Source organism: Actinoplanes campanulatus, assembly GCF_014647795.1.
GTDB classification, from domain to species: Bacteria; Actinomycetota; Actinomycetes; order Mycobacteriales; family Micromonosporaceae; genus Actinoplanes; species Actinoplanes campanulatus.
Genome location: NZ_BMPW01000007.1, coordinates 167,992 through 182,691 on the forward strand (window position 1 = coordinate 167,992; position 14,700 = coordinate 182,691).

Consider the following 14,700-nt stretch of genomic DNA (forward strand, 5'->3'; position numbering starts at 1 on the left):
AGATGTCGTGAGCGAACTCGACTCCAAGATCAATCGGCTGTTCCCGGGCGTCGTGGTCCGCAAGGATCTGGTGAAGGCGGTCAAGGGCAACGCCATCGTCCCCACCTACGTGCTGGAGTACCTGCTCGGCCAGTACGCGGCCTCCGACGACGAGGCCACCATCCAGGCCGGCATCCACGCGGTCCGGCGGATCCTGGCCGACCACTACGTGCACCGCAGCGAGTCGGAGCTGGTCAAGTCGACGATCCGGGAGCGCGGCCGGCACCGGATCATCGACCGGGTCACGGCCACCCTGAACGACCGGGCCGACGTGTACGAGGCCGAGTTCGCCAACCTGGGCGTACGGGGTGTGCTGGTGGAGCCGTCCACCATCAAGGCGCACCCGAAGCTGCTGGTGGGCGGGGTCTGGTGCATCTGCGACATCGAGTACACGCACACCGACTCGGCGCGGGCGGTGCCGTGGATCCTCGGTTCGATCAAGCCGATCCAGCTGTCCAGCTTCGACTTCGACGGGTATCTGGCGGCCCGCCGGGAGTTCACCACCGACGAGTGGATCGACCTGCTGGTGCAGTCCGTCGGGTTCGATCCGGCGCTGTTCGGCCGCCGGGCCAAGCTGCTCCAGCTGATCCGGCTGATCCCGTTCGCGGAGCGCAACTACAACCTGGTGGAGCTGGGGCCCAAGGGCACCGGCAAGTCGCACATCTACTCGGAGTTCTCGCCGCACGGCATGCTGATCTCGGGCGGCGAGGTCACCGTACCGAAGCTGTTCGTGAACAACGCCAACGGCCGCATCGGCCTGGTCGGCTACTGGGACGTGGTGGCCTTCGACGAGTTCGCCGGCAAGCGCAAGCGGGCCGACAAGGCGCTGGTCGACATCATGAAGAACTACATGGCGAACAAGTCGTTCTCGCGGGGTGTGGAGACGCTGGGCGCCGAGGCGTCGATGGTGTTCGTCGGCAACACCTCGCACACCGTGCCGTACATGCTCAAGCACGCGGACCTGTTCGACGAGCTGCCGGAGAGCTACCACGACGCGGCCTACCTGGACCGGCTGCACCACTACATCCCGGGCTGGGAGGTCGACACGATCCGCGGGGAGATGTTCTCCAGCGGGTACGGGTTCGTGGTCGACTACATCGCCGAGGTGCTGCGGTCGATGCGGCCGATGGACTTCTCCGACCGCTACCAACCGTATTTCTCCCTGTCACCGGACATCTCCACCCGGGACCGCGACGGTGTGCAGAAGACCTTCTCCGGGCTGATGAAGCTGCTGCACCCGCACGGCGAGGCGAGCCCGGCGGAGATCGAGGAGCTGCTGCGGCTGGCGATCGAGGGCCGTAAGCGGGTCAAGGACCAGATCCTGCGGATCGACGCGACGATGGCGACTGTCGCGTTCGGGTACACCGACGCCGCCGGCGGCTGGCGGCCGGTGACCACCCTGGAGGAGGACGAGTACCCGGAGCACTACCACCGCCGGAGCCGGCCACCGGAGCCGCGCACGGAACCGCGGCCGCGGCCGTCGGGTGAGCCGGCGCTGTTCGAGGGGCACCGGGACTTCGCGGAGAACCAGCGCGGGGTGTCGTTCGAGCGGATCCTGCTGCCGTACCTGCGGGGCGCCACCACGATCACGGTGACCGATCCGTACATCCGGCAGTTCCATCAGGCCCGGAACCTGATGGAGCTGATCGAGGTGCTGGTGCGGGCCAAGGATCCGGCCGACGAGATCAGCGTGAAGCTGGTGACCGCCGAGCACCGGGAGGACGAGGACCGGCTGCGCCGTCAGCTGGAGCTGCTGGTGAAGGTGAAGCAGGGCGCGGCGGCCGGCGGCGTCGACCTGGACGTGTCGTTCGACAACGGCGCCCACGACCGGTCGATCGTCACCGACACCGGCTGGCGGATCGTGCTGGGCCGTGGGCTGGACGTCTTCCAGCACGTCAGCTCGGACGCGTTCGACCTGGCCCACCGGTTGCAGGAGTACCGGCCGGTCCGGGCGTTCGGCGTCACCTATGTGCGGGAGCGGCGGTGACCGGGGCTGGGGCGTGCGCGGCCAGCCAGGCGGCGTTCTGGGGGCGGGCGATGCCGTACCCCTGGGCGTAGTCGCAGCCGTACTCGCGCAGCCGGTCGAGGATCTCGTCGTCCTCGACGCCCTCGGCCACGATGCGCATGCCGAGGCTGTGGGCCAACTGGACGGTGCTGTGCACGATGGCGGCGCTGCGCGGGTCGGTGCCGCAGCGGCTCACGAAGGCGCGGTCCAGTTTCAGGTCGTCGGCCGGCAGCACCTGGAGGTAGCCGAGGCTGGAGTAGCCGGTGCCGTAGTCGTCGACGGCCAGGCGTACGCCCATGTCGCGCAGCGTGCCGAGCCGCTTGAGGGCGTTGTCGGCGTCGGTCATCAGGACGCTCTCGGTGACCTCCAGCTCGAGTGCCGAGGCGGGTAGCCGGTAGCGCTCCAGCAGCGCGGCGACCTGGTCGGGGAAGGCGGGGTCGCGCAGGTTGGAGACCGTCAGGTTGACCGCGACCGGTACGGCGAGGCCCTGGTCGTGCCAGGCGCGGCTCTGCCGGCAGGCGAGGTCGAGCACCGCCCCGGTGATGCGGCCCATCAGGTCGGCGCTCTCCGCGGTGCCGAGGAACGCGTCCGGGTAGACCAGCCCGCGGACCGGGTGCTGCCAGCGGACCAGCGCCTCCACGCCGACGACCCGGCGTTCCGGGCCGACGGTGACCTTGGGCTGGTAGTGCAGGACCAGTTCGTCGCGGTCCAGGCCGGCGCGCAGTTCCTCGAGCGTGGTGAGGCGGGCGCGGGCGTGGTCGTCGAGGCCGGTGGCGAAGACCGGGCCGCCGTGCCCGTGTTTGGCGGCGTACATGGCCACGTCGGCGCGGCGCAGCAGGGTGGAGCGGTCGGCGCCGTCGTCGGGGTGGACCGCGATGCCGACGCTGGCGTCGACGTGCAGGTCCACCTCGGGCAGCAGGAACGGTTTCCGCAGGGTGCTCAGCAGCCGGTTCACCACGGCGGCCGCGTCGTCGCGGCCCATGCCGGGCATGAGCAGCGCGAACTCGTCGCCGCCGAGCCGGGCCAGCAGGACCGGGTCGCGGACCGCGTCGCGCAGCCGGGCGCCGACCAGCCGCAGCAGGCTGTCCCCGACGTCGTGGCCGAAGCTGTCGTTGACCTCTTTGAACCGGTCCAGGTCGAAGAAGGCCACGGCGAGCGGCCCGCCGGTGGTGGCCAGTTCCCGGTCGAGGCTTTCGATGAAGTGGCGCCGGTTGGCGAGGCCGGTCAGCTCGTCGGTGCGGGCCATCCGGCGGGCCGCGCCGAGTTGTTCGGCGGTGCGGACGCTGGCGATCATCCGGATGATCGCCGCGGTCACCGCGGTCGCGGCGAGCAGGCTGGTGACCGTCGTGACGGACCGCTCGCTGAGCGCCGCGAAGATCAGAAGACCGAGGGACAGAAAGGCCAGCCCGGCGGGTACGGCGGTGCTGAGCCAGATGTTCGGCGGCCCGGTCTCGCGCCGGCCGGACGGCTGCCGGACGGCCATGGCGAGCAGGAACAGTCCGGCGATCCACAGCAGGTCCAGCGTCCGGGGCATCTCGACGCCCTGCCAGAGCAGGATCATGCTGACCGCGTCGGCGGCGGCGAACAGGCCCATCCCGGCGATCAGCAGCCCGAGGACCCGGTCGGCGCGCCAGCCGCACAGCGCCCACACGCCGAGCAGGCAGCCGGTGACGGCGATGTCGGACAGCGGGTAGGCGGCGTTCACGACGACGCCGAGCGTGGAGGAGTGCGGGGCCGGTTCGACGGCGGCCAGCAACGGCAGGGAGACCAGGGCGGCCACCGCGGTCGCGGCGATCAGCCCGTCCAGCCAGGCGGTGGTGCCGAGCCGGGGCAGCCGCCGGCGCAGCAGGAGGGCGAGGGCGGCCGCGCAGGCCGGATAGAAGGCCAGCCACAGCGCGTCGGCCCAGGTCGCCAGCGGTTCCGGATTCATGTCGCGGATCCGGAGGAACCAGTAGAGGTTGCCGGCCCCGTAGGCGATCATGCCGGCCGACAGGAACGCCCAGGCCGGGTCGTCGCGGCGCGCGCGGGCGGCGACGAGCAGGCCGGGGATCAGGTAGGTGGTGATCAGCAGCACCCCGCCCACCGGGTGGTCGCTGATGCCGGCGCCGAGGTCGGACAGGATGCAGACGGCCGCATAGACACCCACGACGACACCGGCCAGCCTCCACATGGCCGGACCTATCGGCGGCTCCGGCCGGAGGTTGAGAATTGCCTACCGCACGACGTCGAACTGGCGGTGCTCGGGCAGCCGGGTGCCGGCCGGGTCCAGGTGATGGGCGCCGACGACCTCGACGGTCTCCCCCGCGGGCAGGATGATCCGGGTGCCGGGCGGGGCCTCGGTGTCCGGCGGGCACAGGACGGTGGTGCCGGTCTCCCGGTGCGCGATGACGCAGGGGCCCACCGGGACCGTCCCGCTGCCGGGTGTCTGCACCCGGACGGTGCAGGGTTCGTCGGCATGCAGCAGTGCGAATTCGAGCCAGGTCACGACAGGTGATTTTCCCGATCGCGGCGGATTCAATCGGCGTGGCACGATCTCCGGGTGCCGCGCTTCCCCGCCCCTGACGGTGTCCAGCTGTTCTACGACGTCCTCGGTACCGGCGATCCGCTGGTGGTGCTGGGCGGTGGCCCCGGTATGGACGTGCGCTACCTGGGTGACCTCGGCGGTCTCTCGGCCGGCCGGCGGCTGATCCGGCTGGACGGGCGCGCGGCGGGCCGTTCCGAGGTGCCGGCGGACCGGTCGACGGTGTCGTTCGTCCGGCAGGCGGGCGATGTCGAGGCGCTGCGTGAGCATCTGGGGCTGGACCGGCTCGACCTGCTGGCGCATTCGGCGGGTTCGCTGACCGCCCAGGAGTACGCGGCCCGCCATCCCGGGCGGGTGCGCCGGCTGGTCCTGGTGACGCCGGTGGGGCGTACCGGCCGGGACATCGACCTCGCCGACGTGGCCGCGGTCCGTGCCACCCGCAGCGCCGAGCCGTGGTATCCGCAGGCCGCGGCCGCCGCCCGCGAGCTGGCGGCCGGCGGTCAGGGCCCGTTCCTGCAGGCCCGGCTCATCCCGTTCCACTGGCACCGGTGGGCGCCGGAGCGCCGCCACGAGTACGTGGCGGGCCATTCGACGTCGCTGCCGTGGCTGCGTGACGCGTTCTACGCGGGCGCCGAGGCGGCCTGCCCGTCCCCGGTGAGCGCCCCGGTGCTGGTGGTGGCGGGCGCCTCGGACGGCATGATCGGCGTCGCCCCGGCCCGGACGGTGGCGGCCGCCCATCCGGGTGCCCGTCTCGAGGTGATGCCGGCTTCCGGTCACCGCCCGTGGGTGGAGGAGCCGGTGGCCTTCCGTGAGCTGGTGGACGGCTTCCTCGGCTGATCTCGCCTACCAGCAGAATGCGAGAACCCTGACAAATCACCGGATGACTGGGATAGAACCAGCATGTCACCCTACATCCGGATGAAACGGGGCGTTCACCGTGACCAGTTCTGTGAAGTCGGCGAAAACGCGTGAGGAAAAGGACCAGCAGTACCAGCAGAGCCTGAGCACCACGGCGGCCCGGAATCTGACCAACACCACCAAGTCGGTCCCGCAGATGCAGGAGATCACCTCACGGTGGCTGCTGCGCAAGCTGCCGTGGACGGAGGTGAAAGGTGGCGCCTACCGGGTGAACCGCCGGATGACCTACCGGATCGGCGACGGCCGGCTCACCTTCATCAACACCGGTTCGACGGTGCAGGTGGTGCCGGACGAGCTGCGGGAGATCGCGGTGCTCGCCGGGATCGACGACATGGAGCTGCTGAATGGGATCGCGGGCCGGTTCGAGCAGCAGGAGTACGAGCCGGGGCAGGTGATCGTCGAGTTCGGGTCGGTGGCCGACAACATGTACCTGATCGCGCACGGCAAGGTCGTCAAGGTGGGCGTCGGCGCCTACGGTGACCCGCTGAGCCTGGGCGTGATGGCCGACGGGGAGGTGTTCGGCGAGCGGGTGCTGATCGAGGCCGACCCGATCTGGGCGTACACCGCGAAGGCGATGACCTCGGTGACCATCCTGGCGCTGCCGCGGTCGGCGTTCGCCGAGCTGACGGCGACCAGCGAGACGTTGCGGCGGCACGTGGAGGGGTTCCGGGACAAGACCCGGCGGCCGCAGAACAAGTACGGTGAGGCCGAGATCAAGCTGGCGGCCGGGCACGACGGTGAGCCGACGCTGGCCGGCACGTACGTCGACTACGAGCTGCGCCCCCGCGAGTACGAGCTGAGCGTGGCCCAGACCGTCCTCAAGATCCACACCCGGGTCGCGGACCTCTTCAACGACCCGATGGACCAGGTGGAGCAGCAGTTGCGGCTGACCGTGGAGGCGCTGCGGGAGCGGCAGGAGTACGAGCTGGTCAACAACCGTGAGTTCGGTCTGCTGCACAACGCCGACCTGCGCCAGCGCATCCACACCCGCAGCGGCCCGCCCACCCCGGACGACCTGGATGAACTGCTCGCCATGCGGCGCAGCACCCGGCTCTTCCTGGCCCATCCGCAGGCGATCGCGGCGTTCGGCCGGGAATGCACGAAGCGGGGCATCTACCCGCCGATGGTGGAGATGGACGGGCACACCGTCCCGTCCTGGCGCGGGGTGCCGATCCTGCCGTCCGGCAAGATCCCGATCAGCCCCACGCACACCACGTCGATCCTGGCGATGCGGACCGGCGAAGATGACCAGGGTGTCATCGGGCTGCACCAGACCGGGCTGCCGGACGAGTACCAGCCGGGCCTCAACGTGCGGTTCATGGGGATCGACGAGAAGGCGATCATGTCGTACCTGGTCAGCGCGTACTACTCGGCGGCCGTGCTGGTGCCGGACGCGCTGGGCATCCTCGACCACGTCGAGCTGTCGCACTGATGGCCGCGACCCTGGCGCCGCCCGGGGATCTGCGCAGGCTGCTGCCCGGTCTCGGCATGTCGGCGGCCTTCCTGGGCCCGCTGGTCAAGCCGCCGCCGGAGGGTGAGCTGTACTGCCCGGACGCGCTGCGCGACGATCCGGCCCTGGGCGAGGTGGTCGACGACGGTCTGATCGCCTGGGCCGGCCAGGTCGGGATCTACGAGGGCCGGCTGGAGAAGCTGCGGTCGTACGGCTTCGGCCGCTACATGATGCTGGCCCACCCGGCCGTCGACGACCCGGACCGGCTGCTCGCCGCCACGAAGTGCCTGGTGGCCGAGTGGGCGGCGGACGACTACTACGTCGACGAGGTGGAGCTGGGGTCGGATCCGATGGTGGTCGGCTCGCGGCTGGCCCGGCTCATGTCGGTGGTCGACCCGGCGGCGATGGTGCCGCGCTACGCCGCCGACATGGACGCCTACCACCGGCTGCAACCGATCTCGGAGGCCTTCCGCACGGCCATGGAACACCTGGCCCGGTACGCCTCCACGGCGCAGATCGGCCGGTTCCAGCATCAGATGGCGATCCTGTTCCTGGCCTGGTGCCAGGAGGCGGACTGGCACGCCAACCGGCGCACTCCCCCGGTCTGGGAATACCTGGTCCAGCGGCATCTCAACAGCTACCTGCCGCCGATGATCCTGGTCGACGTGCTGGCCGGGTACGAGCTGTCCGCGCACGAGTTCTACCACCCGGAGGTGCGCCGCGCCTACACGACGGCCGCCAACGCCGCGGTCCTCGTCAACGACATCCACTCGGCGCCGTCGGAATCGGACAACGACTACAACCTGCCGAAGGTGCTGGCCCAGGCCGAGGGCCTCTCGCCGAAGGACGCGATGCGGCGCACCGTCGAGATCCACAACGAGTTGATGCACACCTTCGTCGAACTGGCCGCCCGGCTCAGCGTCGCCGGATCGCCGAACCTGCGGCGGTTCCTCGCGGACGTCTGGGCCTGGACCGGCGGCAGCCGACGCTGGCACGCCACCACCGGCCGCTATCAGAGGAGTTGATCATGACGAGCACGATTCTGCGTACCGATTTCGAGAAGTCGGTGGCCGCGTACTGGAACACCCACCGCAACGATCCGGTCAACCTGCGGCTGGGCGAGGTGGACGACCTCTACCACCATCACTACGGCGTCGGTCCGTACGACCCGGCCGTGCTGGAGGGCCCTGAGCAGCGAATCATCGGCGAGCTGCACCGGCTGGAGAGCGCACAGGCCGACCTGCTGCTCGATCATCTGGGGCCGGTCGAGCCGGACGAGCTGATCCTGGACGCCGGTTCCGGTCGCGGCGGCACCAGCATCATGGCGCACCAGCGGTTCGGGTGCGAGGTGGACGGATTGTCGATCTCCGAGTACCAGGTGGGGTTCGCCAACGACCAGGCGGCGCGGCGGGGCATCGCCGAGCGGGTCCGCTTCCATTTCCGGAACATGCTGGACACGCGGCTGCCGTCCGGTTCGCGCCAGGCGATCTGGACCAACGAGACGACCATGTATGTCGACCTCGGCGACCTGTACCGGGAGTTCGCGCGGGTGCTGGGCTTCGGCGGCCGCTACGTCTGCATCACCGGGTGCGCCAACGACGTGACCGGCCTGCGATCGAAAGCGGTCAGCCGGATCAACGAGCACTACACGTGCGACATCCATCCGCGCAGCGCCTACTTCCGCGCGCTGGCCGACAACGGCCTGGTGCCGATCGAGGTCGTCGATCTCACCGCGGCGACCATCCCCTACTGGCAGCTGCGCGCGCGGTCGTCGGTCGCAACCGGCATCGAGGAGGCCTTCCTGACCGCCTACCAGGAGGGCAGCTTCCACTACCTGCTGATCGCCGCAGACCGCATCTAAAACCCATTTCTTGTACGCACAGAGCCGCGGCCTGGGACTTCCGTCCAGGCCGCGGCGCGCCCGCCGGGCGTGACCGGTCCGTCACCGGCCGACTGTCGGGGTGATCAGCGGATCAGGGCGGTGGCCAGGGTGCGGGCGTGGTCGGTCCACGGGACCGGGCGCATGGTGGCCGGGTCGAGGCGGATGTTGACCCGGCGCCCCTCGGCGTAGACGACCTCCCCGTCCAGCGAGGTCACCCGGAAGCCGTAGGAGGCGCTGGAGCTGCCGAGCCGATCGAGCCAGAAGTGGACGGCGATGTCACCGACACTGGCGACCGGGCGGTGGAAGATGATCGCGTACTCCCGGACGGCGTTGAAGGCGTCCGGCGTGGTCGGGCGGCCGCCGGTGAAGGAGACGCCCCGCTCGGTCCACCACTGGGAGACGGCCCGCTCGACCAGCACCGCGTACCGCGAGTTGTGCAGGATGCCCATGGCGTCGAGGTCGTCGAAGTGGACCGCGGTGCGCTCGACGGCCCCGTAGGCGGCGCCGGTCTCGGTGACGGTGGTCATTTCTGCTCCAGGATCGTCGGATCGATGGTGACGGCGCGCAGGTGCTCGAGGAGCTGCCGGCGGGCCTGGGCGTAGGTGGGTGCGGCGCCGACGACCGGGGCCTGCATCACGGCGCAGACCCCGAGCGACTCGACGTGGTAGGCGAGCCCGGCCGGGTCGACGCCGGGCCGCAGCTCACCGAGGCCGGCCGCCTCACCGGCCAGGCCGGTCAGGAAGGTCATCCAGTCGGTGAGCTCGCCGGCCAGGCGGTCCCGGATGACGCCCGGGCGGGCGTTGAACTCGAAGTGGGCGTTGGCGAAGAAGCAGCCGCCGGGCAACACCCTGGCCTCGTAGAACGCGATCCGCCGATCGTGCACGGCCCACAGCCGGCGGACCCCGGCCGGGACCTCCAGGGCGGGCCGGATGACCCGGTCACGCCACTGGGCGCGGGCCTGGTCGATGACGGCGAGCTGGAGCGCCTCCTTGGATCGCCAGTGGGCGAAGAGGCCGGACTTGCTGACGCCGAGCGCGTCGGCGACCTGGCTCAGTGACAGGCCGTCGAGGCCGGAGACGGTGGCCAGCACGAGCGCCTGCTCGAGCACCGCGCTGCGGGTGCGCTCGCCGCGGATGAGCCGGCCGTCCTGGGTCATGCCCCGAACCTACAATCCGACCGACCGTTCGTAAATATAACGCCGGTCACTGCGGCGCCGTCCCCTGTGGAAGTGTGGGTGGCATGGTGAAACTCGGCATCAGCCTGCCCCAGTTCCGTCACTACTCCCCCGGCGCCGACGTGATCGCCGCGGCCCGGGCGTTCGAGGAGATCGGCTACGACAGCCTGTGGGCCTTCGAACGGCTGCTCGTGCCGCGGGACCAGAGCGGCCCGCACGGACTGTACGGCGTACCCGATCTGCCCTGGCCCGACCGCTACCGGGGCGTCACCGACCCGCTGATCACGCTCACCCTGGCGGCCGCCGTCACCGAACGGATCGAGCTGGCCTCCGGCGTGCTGGTGGTGCCGTTCCACACGCCGTTGCAGCTGGCCCGCGCACTGGCGACCCTCGACGCGGCCAGCGGCGGCCGGGTGCTCGCCGGGCTCGGCACGGGCTGGTCGCCGGACGAGTTCGAGGCCGGGTCACCGGTGCCGCTCGCCGGCCGCGGCCGGGCGCTGGACGAGTTCCTGGACATCGCGGCCGCCGCCTGGGGCCCCGACCCGGTCGCCTACGACACCGGCCGCTACCGGTTGGCGGCCGCCGACATCGGCCCGAAGCCGGCCCGGCCGATCCCGGTGCTGCTCGGCGGGGCCGGCGAGAAGGCGCTGGCCCGGGTGGCCCGGCGCGCCGACGGCTGGGTGGCCAGCGGCGCGGCCCCGGCGCAGGTGAAGGCGACGTGGTCCCGGATCCGGGAGATGGCCGCCGAGGCGGGCCGCGACCCGGCGGCGATCAGCTGCACGGTCCAGATCGGCACCCTGGACATCACCGAGTCGACCGCGTCACCCCGTCCGCCGTACGCGGGAAGCGTCGCCCAGCTGGCCGAGGACGTGGCGGCACTGGCCGAGGCGGGCGCCGACCACATCTACGTGACACTCCCGGCCGCGGTCGACGACGTGAAGGAGCTGATCGACCGCGCCGCCGAGTTCCACGAGAAGGCCCGCGCGGTCCTCTAATCCCGCAGCGCCCGCAGGAGTTCCTCCTTCGTCATGGTGGACCGGCCGGCGACACCACGATCCCGGGCCTGGGCGTAGAGTTCGGCCCGGGTAGCGGTGTCGCGCGGCTTGTCCGACGACTTCATGCTCTTCGACGGTTTGCCTAGCTGCCGCCAGCGGGTCTCGGTCATCTCCACGCCGAACCTACGGGCGGCCTGCTGGATGCGGCGGAACGCCTCGCCCCGCTCGGTGTCGCTGACGTCGCGAACCTGGTCGAACCGTGCGATGGCGTTCCGAACGTGACCCGCGTCGTTGAGCGGCTCCTTCCGCACCCGCGGAAACGCGAACACACTCTCCGGCATGGCGTTGCGGTCGCCGGCGTCCAGTTGATGGTTCTTCGTTCGTCGAGCAGCCATACCGTCCGGATACCCCGCCCACACCCACGCGAACCAACGCACCGAACGCCGACACCGGGCGCAACCCCAGCCGGCCTACCAGTCGAGAAGGGTTCTGGTGTCGATCGCACAGCGGAACGGGACGTCGAGAGTCAGGATGGTACCGAACGGCACCATGGCATGCTCGGCGTAGTGCTGGCCCTCGAGGCGAAACAGGCGCAAGGCCACCGACTCGAAATCAGTGAGGTCCGGCTCGACCAGCAGATACCAGCCGATCTGGGCGGCAGCGTAGAACTGCATCTTGAGGAGCCGGTGGTTCGCGGCGTTGCTCGGTGAGACGATCTCGCAGATCAAGGCGACCTCGGCCGCCTCGATCACACCACCCTTGGGATCCGTGTCGGCGACTACGAGGTCGGGAATGACGATCCGGTCGGTGCCGAGCCGGACGTTGGCCGCTTCGTAGGCACGCAGGCCGACGGCCCGAGCCGCTGGGCGGATGCCGGTCATCAGGAGAAACGAGATGTCCTGATGAGGTTTGTTCGGTGCCGGGCTCACCCACAGTCCCCCGTCGATCAACTCGATCCGGTTCGGCGTCTCACCGAGCGCGAGGTACTGCTCCTCGTTCCACGGACCCGGATGCTCCAACAGCGTCACGCTCATCGACAACACCTCCAGACCGATGACGCGCCAATTCTGCCATGTACCCGGCAGGGCAAGCAGAGCGGAATCGTCGAAGCCGACCCCGTACTCCGGGAAAGGGAAGAAGGCGCCGCGACGTGCCGGCGCCTTCTCCGCGAGGGTGACCGGGTCAGTAGACCGTGGGCCAGCCTGAGGAGCTCCAGGAGAGCAGGTTGATGCCGAGCCTCGCGGCGCCCGACGAGTTGTAGTAGTGGTAGATCAGCACGTCGGCGTCCGAGTCGGTCATGACCGCCGGGTGGCCGGGGCCGTGGATGCTGTCGTGGGACGCGAGGATCTCGGTGCCGCCGCCCGCCGTGGTCAGGGCGCCGGCGCGGTCCTTGTACGGGCCGGTGATGCTGGTCGAGCGGGCCACCATGGTCCGGTAGGTGCTGGACGCGCCCTGGCAGCAGAAGTCGAACGACATGAACAGGTAGTAGTAGCCGTTGCGGTAGTGGATGAACGGCGCCTCGACCGACTTGCTGTTGGTGAACCGCTCGGCGATGTTGTACATCGTGCTGTCGGCCCGCAGGCCGGTGCTGGAGCTGAGTTTCACCATCTTGATGCCGGTCCAGAACGAGCCGAACGTCAGGTACCACTCGCCGGACGTGGTGACGCTGAGGTTCGGGTCGATGGCGTTCCAGCCGCTGCTGGTGGTCGACTCGATGACCTTGCCGACGTGGGTCCAGCTGCCGGCCGCGCCGGTGGTGCTGGTGGCCAGGAAGATCGCCGACCGGCTGGAGCCGAACGTGGAGGCCGAGTAGTACAGCCAGTACCTGCCGTTGCGGTACGACAGATCGGGCGCCCACAGGTTGGCGCTGCCGCCGGTGTAGGTCGACGCCCACGACGTGCCGTTGGGGAAGGCCTTGCCGGCGTCGGCGAAGGCGGTCCGGTCGCCGGAGGTCTTCAGGGTGATGCCGTCACCGGTGGTGGCCAGCAGGTAGCCGCCGGTCGGCCGTTTGATCAGCGACGGGTCGTGTGCGCCGGTCGAGCCGGTCACGACGCCCGGGTTGGGGTAGGTGGCGGCGCTGGCCGACTGGATGCCGTAGAGGCCGGCGGCGACGGCGAGCATGCCGGTCACGCCGGTGAGGAGCAGCTTGCGGATTCTCATGGGGATGTCACCTTCGGTTTCGCTTCGGGGAAAGCGGTTCCTCAAGGGGGTCGCCGCGCGCCGGCGCTGGGGGTGGGCCCCGCCGCGCGGGTGGATCAGTGGACGAACGGCCAGCCGGCCGCGTCGTAGCCGATCGGGTTGATGCCGAGGTGCGGCGAGCCCGAGTCGGCGTAGTAGTGGTAGACGAGGTACTCGCCATCGGTGTCGGCGAGGACCGCCGGGTGGCCGGGGCCGTGGACACTGCCGTGCCCGGCCAGGATCTCGGTGCCGCCGCCGGCCGTCATCGGGGTGCCGTTCCGGTCGGCGAACGGACCGTCGGGGCTGATGGAGCGGCCCACCATGGTCCGGTAGGTGCTGGCCGCTCCTTTGCAGCAGGCGTCGAACGACACCCACAGGTAGTAGTAGTCATCGTGTTTGACGAGGTAGGGGGCCTCGATCGCGGTGTCGGAACGTTCGGCGACGCCGGCCATCGTGTCGCCGCGGCGCAGGCCGGTGGTGGGGTCCAGCTCGATCTGCTTGATGCCGGTCCAGAACGACCCGAAGGTGAGCCGCCAGTTTCCGGCGTCGTCGACGTACAGGTTGGGGTCGATGGCGTTGAAGTCGCTCTTCGAGGTGGACTCGATGACCTTGCCGGCGTCGGTCCAACTGCCGGCCATGCCGGTGGGGCTGGTGGCCAGGAAGATCGCCGACCGGTTGGAGCCGAACGTCGAGGCCGAGTAGTACAGCCAAAACCTCCCATCCCGGTACGACAGGTCCGGCGCCCACAGGTCGGCGCTGCCCTTGGTGTAGGCGGTGGTCCAGGGTGCGCCGCCGGGGAAGACGGCGCCCGCCTCGGTGAAGGTGTTGCGGTCGGTGGAGGTGCGGAGCCGCAGGCCGGCCCCGGTGTGGGCGAGCAGGTAGCCGCCGTTCGGCCTCTTGACGAGGGTGGGGTCGTGCACCCCTGCGTCGCCGAGCAGGAACGTGGGATCGGGCGGGGTGGCCGGGGCGGTCGCGGGGGTGCCGCCGGGCTCGTCCGTGTCGCAGCCGCCGGCCGTCGTGAGGATCAGCGCGGCGATGATCGCCGCGGCGCGACGGGTGGTGCTTGGCGACATCCGTGCTCCCGGTAAAACTTTTATCGACATCGATGCGATTGCCGTTATGTTAACGATCACAAGCAGGAAGTCAAGTCAGCCTCATGATCAGCCATCGAGTCGGCTGGCGCGCTCACAGGGCCAACCGCGGGCTGGCGCGACTCCAAGATCAGCTAAGCTTCGCGCCCGACAGTGAAGATCCATTTCGGATCGACTTAGTGGAGGAAGAGTGGCAGTCACCGCCGACCTGGAGAAGATCGTCGACAAGGCCTGGCAGGACAAGTCCCTGCAGGAGATCCTCGACGCTCCGGTGGAAGCCCTGGCCGGCGTCAGCGAGAACGGCGCCAAGCTGATCCGCGAGGCCCTCGGCATCAAGACCATCGGCGAGCTGGGCCGCAACAAGTACTTCCGCGCCGCCCAGGCCCTCGCCGCCCTGGCCGACGCCAACTGACAGCCGGCCCGGTGGAGTGTCACCCTGGGTGATGC

General features: G+C 70.1%; 15 protein-coding genes. 7 read left to right on the forward strand and 8 right to left on the reverse strand.

Features of this window, described 5'->3' with window-relative positions; genetic code table 11:
• Positions 1-7 precede the first annotated feature (7 nt).
• Positions 8-2,026: a BREX system Lon protease-like protein BrxL gene (gene brxL / locus IEZ13_RS15530; RefSeq protein ID WP_183221870.1), complete on the forward strand. Its 2,019-nt coding sequence runs from the start codon at positions 8-10 to the stop codon at positions 2,024-2,026.
• Here the strand turns inward: brxL and IEZ13_RS15535 are convergent.
• Together IEZ13_RS15535 and IEZ13_RS15540 are read right to left on the reverse strand one after the other, a co-directional pair.
• Positions 2,001-4,214, reverse strand: a complete 2,214-nt coding sequence (locus tag IEZ13_RS15535) for a putative bifunctional diguanylate cyclase/phosphodiesterase (RefSeq protein ID WP_183221869.1) — start codon at positions 4,212-4,214, stop codon at positions 2,001-2,003. The genes brxL and IEZ13_RS15535 overlap by 26 nt on opposite strands.
• Positions 4,215-4,256: 42 nt before the next feature.
• A complete protein-coding gene (locus IEZ13_RS15540; RefSeq protein ID WP_183221868.1) occupies positions 4,257-4,529 on the reverse strand; it encodes a hypothetical protein in 273 nt (90 codons plus the stop codon).
• A gap of 54 nt (positions 4,530-4,583) precedes the next feature.
• Between IEZ13_RS15540 and IEZ13_RS15545 the strand changes: the two genes are divergently transcribed.
• The 4 genes from IEZ13_RS15545 to IEZ13_RS15560 all read left to right on the forward strand — a co-directional run bounded on the left by IEZ13_RS15545 (position 4,584) and on the right by IEZ13_RS15560 (position 8,794).
• Positions 4,584-5,402 (forward strand): alpha/beta fold hydrolase, encoded by an 819-nt coding sequence (locus IEZ13_RS15545; protein WP_183221867.1) that lies wholly within the window; start codon positions 4,584-4,586, stop codon positions 5,400-5,402.
• A gap of 100 nt (positions 5,403-5,502) precedes the next feature.
• Positions 5,503-6,915: a family 2B encapsulin nanocompartment shell protein gene (locus tag IEZ13_RS15550; protein WP_229794714.1), complete on the forward strand. Its 1,413-nt coding sequence runs from the start codon at positions 5,503-5,505 to the stop codon at positions 6,913-6,915.
• Positions 6,915-7,958, forward strand: coding sequence for a family 2 encapsulin nanocompartment cargo protein terpene cyclase (locus tag IEZ13_RS15555; RefSeq protein WP_183221866.1), 1,044 nt, complete (start codon positions 6,915-6,917; stop codon positions 7,956-7,958). Before IEZ13_RS15550 ends, IEZ13_RS15555 begins: the two co-directional genes overlap by 1 nt.
• Before the next feature lie 2 nt (positions 7,959-7,960).
• Positions 7,961-8,794 carry a geranyl diphosphate 2-C-methyltransferase gene (locus IEZ13_RS15560; RefSeq protein ID WP_183221865.1) on the forward strand — a complete coding sequence of 278 codons (834 nt, stop codon included), beginning with the start codon at positions 7,961-7,963 and terminating at the stop codon, positions 8,792-8,794.
• A gap of 104 nt (positions 8,795-8,898) precedes the next feature.
• Here the strand turns inward: IEZ13_RS15560 and IEZ13_RS15565 are convergent, their stop codons facing one another.
• Both IEZ13_RS15565 and IEZ13_RS15570 read right to left on the reverse strand, forming a co-directional pair.
• On the reverse strand, positions 8,899-9,342 hold the full coding sequence (locus IEZ13_RS15565) for an acyl-CoA thioesterase (protein ID WP_183221864.1): 444 nt from the start codon (positions 9,340-9,342) through the stop codon (positions 8,899-8,901).
• Positions 9,339-9,971: a TetR/AcrR family transcriptional regulator gene (locus tag IEZ13_RS15570; protein WP_183221863.1), complete on the reverse strand. Its 633-nt coding sequence runs from the start codon at positions 9,969-9,971 to the stop codon at positions 9,339-9,341. Before IEZ13_RS15570 ends, IEZ13_RS15565 begins: the two co-directional genes overlap by 4 nt.
• Before the next feature lie 83 nt (positions 9,972-10,054).
• On the opposite strand from IEZ13_RS15570, the gene IEZ13_RS15575 reads away from it, so the two are divergent.
• Positions 10,055-10,984 (forward strand): TIGR03619 family F420-dependent LLM class oxidoreductase, encoded by a 930-nt coding sequence (locus IEZ13_RS15575; protein WP_183221862.1) that lies wholly within the window; start codon positions 10,055-10,057, stop codon positions 10,982-10,984.
• Here IEZ13_RS15575 and IEZ13_RS15580 read toward each other — a convergent pair.
• The 4 genes from IEZ13_RS15580 to IEZ13_RS15595 all read right to left on the reverse strand — a co-directional run bounded on the left by IEZ13_RS15580 (position 10,981) and on the right by IEZ13_RS15595 (position 14,235).
• A complete protein-coding gene (locus IEZ13_RS15580; protein WP_183221861.1) occupies positions 10,981-11,379 on the reverse strand; it encodes a DUF6582 domain-containing protein in 399 nt (132 codons plus the stop codon). The genes IEZ13_RS15575 and IEZ13_RS15580 overlap by 4 nt on opposite strands.
• Positions 11,380-11,454: 75 nt before the next feature.
• The gene (locus tag IEZ13_RS15585) at positions 11,455-12,018 is read right to left on the reverse strand and encodes a Uma2 family endonuclease (RefSeq protein WP_183221860.1); all 564 of its coding nucleotides are present in this window, start codon (positions 12,016-12,018) and stop codon (positions 11,455-11,457) included.
• Positions 12,019-12,166: 148 nt separating this feature from the next.
• Complete coding sequence (locus IEZ13_RS15590; protein ID WP_183221859.1) at positions 12,167-13,144, reverse strand: arabinan endo-1,5-alpha-L-arabinosidase; 978 nt, start codon at positions 13,142-13,144, stop codon at positions 12,167-12,169.
• A 95-nt stretch (positions 13,145-13,239) separates the two neighbouring features.
• Positions 13,240-14,235 carry an arabinan endo-1,5-alpha-L-arabinosidase gene (locus IEZ13_RS15595; protein WP_183221858.1) on the reverse strand — a complete coding sequence of 332 codons (996 nt, stop codon included), beginning with the start codon at positions 14,233-14,235 and terminating at the stop codon, positions 13,240-13,242.
• Positions 14,236-14,443: 208 nt separating this feature from the next.
• Between IEZ13_RS15595 and IEZ13_RS15600 the strand changes: the two genes are divergently transcribed.
• Positions 14,444-14,665, forward strand: a complete 222-nt coding sequence (locus tag IEZ13_RS15600; RefSeq protein ID WP_183221857.1) for a hypothetical protein — start codon at positions 14,444-14,446, stop codon at positions 14,663-14,665.
• Positions 14,666-14,700: the final 35 nt, after the last annotated feature.

Excerpts from the sequence above, each read along its gene's own strand:
- IEZ13_RS15535 (WP_183221869.1), bottom strand. The coding sequence starts at position 4,214 with ATGTGGAGGCTGGCCGGTGTCGTCGTGGGTGTCTATGCGGCCGTCTGC.
- IEZ13_RS15555 (WP_183221866.1), top strand. The coding sequence starts at position 6,915 with ATGGCCGCGACCCTGGCGCCGCCCGGGGATCTGCGCAGGCTGCTGCCC.
- IEZ13_RS15560 (WP_183221865.1), top strand. The coding sequence starts at position 7,961 with ATGACGAGCACGATTCTGCGTACCGATTTCGAGAAGTCGGTGGCCGCG.
- IEZ13_RS15565 (WP_183221864.1), bottom strand. The coding sequence starts at position 9,342 with ATGACCACCGTCACCGAGACCGGCGCCGCCTACGGGGCCGTCGAGCGC.
- IEZ13_RS15570 (WP_183221863.1), bottom strand. The coding sequence starts at position 9,971 with ATGACCCAGGACGGCCGGCTCATCCGCGGCGAGCGCACCCGCAGCGCG.
- IEZ13_RS15575 (WP_183221862.1), top strand. The coding sequence starts at position 10,055 with ATGGTGAAACTCGGCATCAGCCTGCCCCAGTTCCGTCACTACTCCCCC.
- IEZ13_RS15580 (WP_183221861.1), bottom strand. The coding sequence starts at position 11,379 with ATGGCTGCTCGACGAACGAAGAACCATCAACTGGACGCCGGCGACCGC.
- IEZ13_RS15585 (WP_183221860.1), bottom strand. The coding sequence starts at position 12,018 with ATGAGCGTGACGCTGTTGGAGCATCCGGGTCCGTGGAACGAGGAGCAG.
- IEZ13_RS15590 (WP_183221859.1), bottom strand. The coding sequence starts at position 13,144 with ATGAGAATCCGCAAGCTGCTCCTCACCGGCGTGACCGGCATGCTCGCC.
- IEZ13_RS15595 (WP_183221858.1), bottom strand. The coding sequence starts at position 14,235 with ATGTCGCCAAGCACCACCCGTCGCGCCGCGGCGATCATCGCCGCGCTG.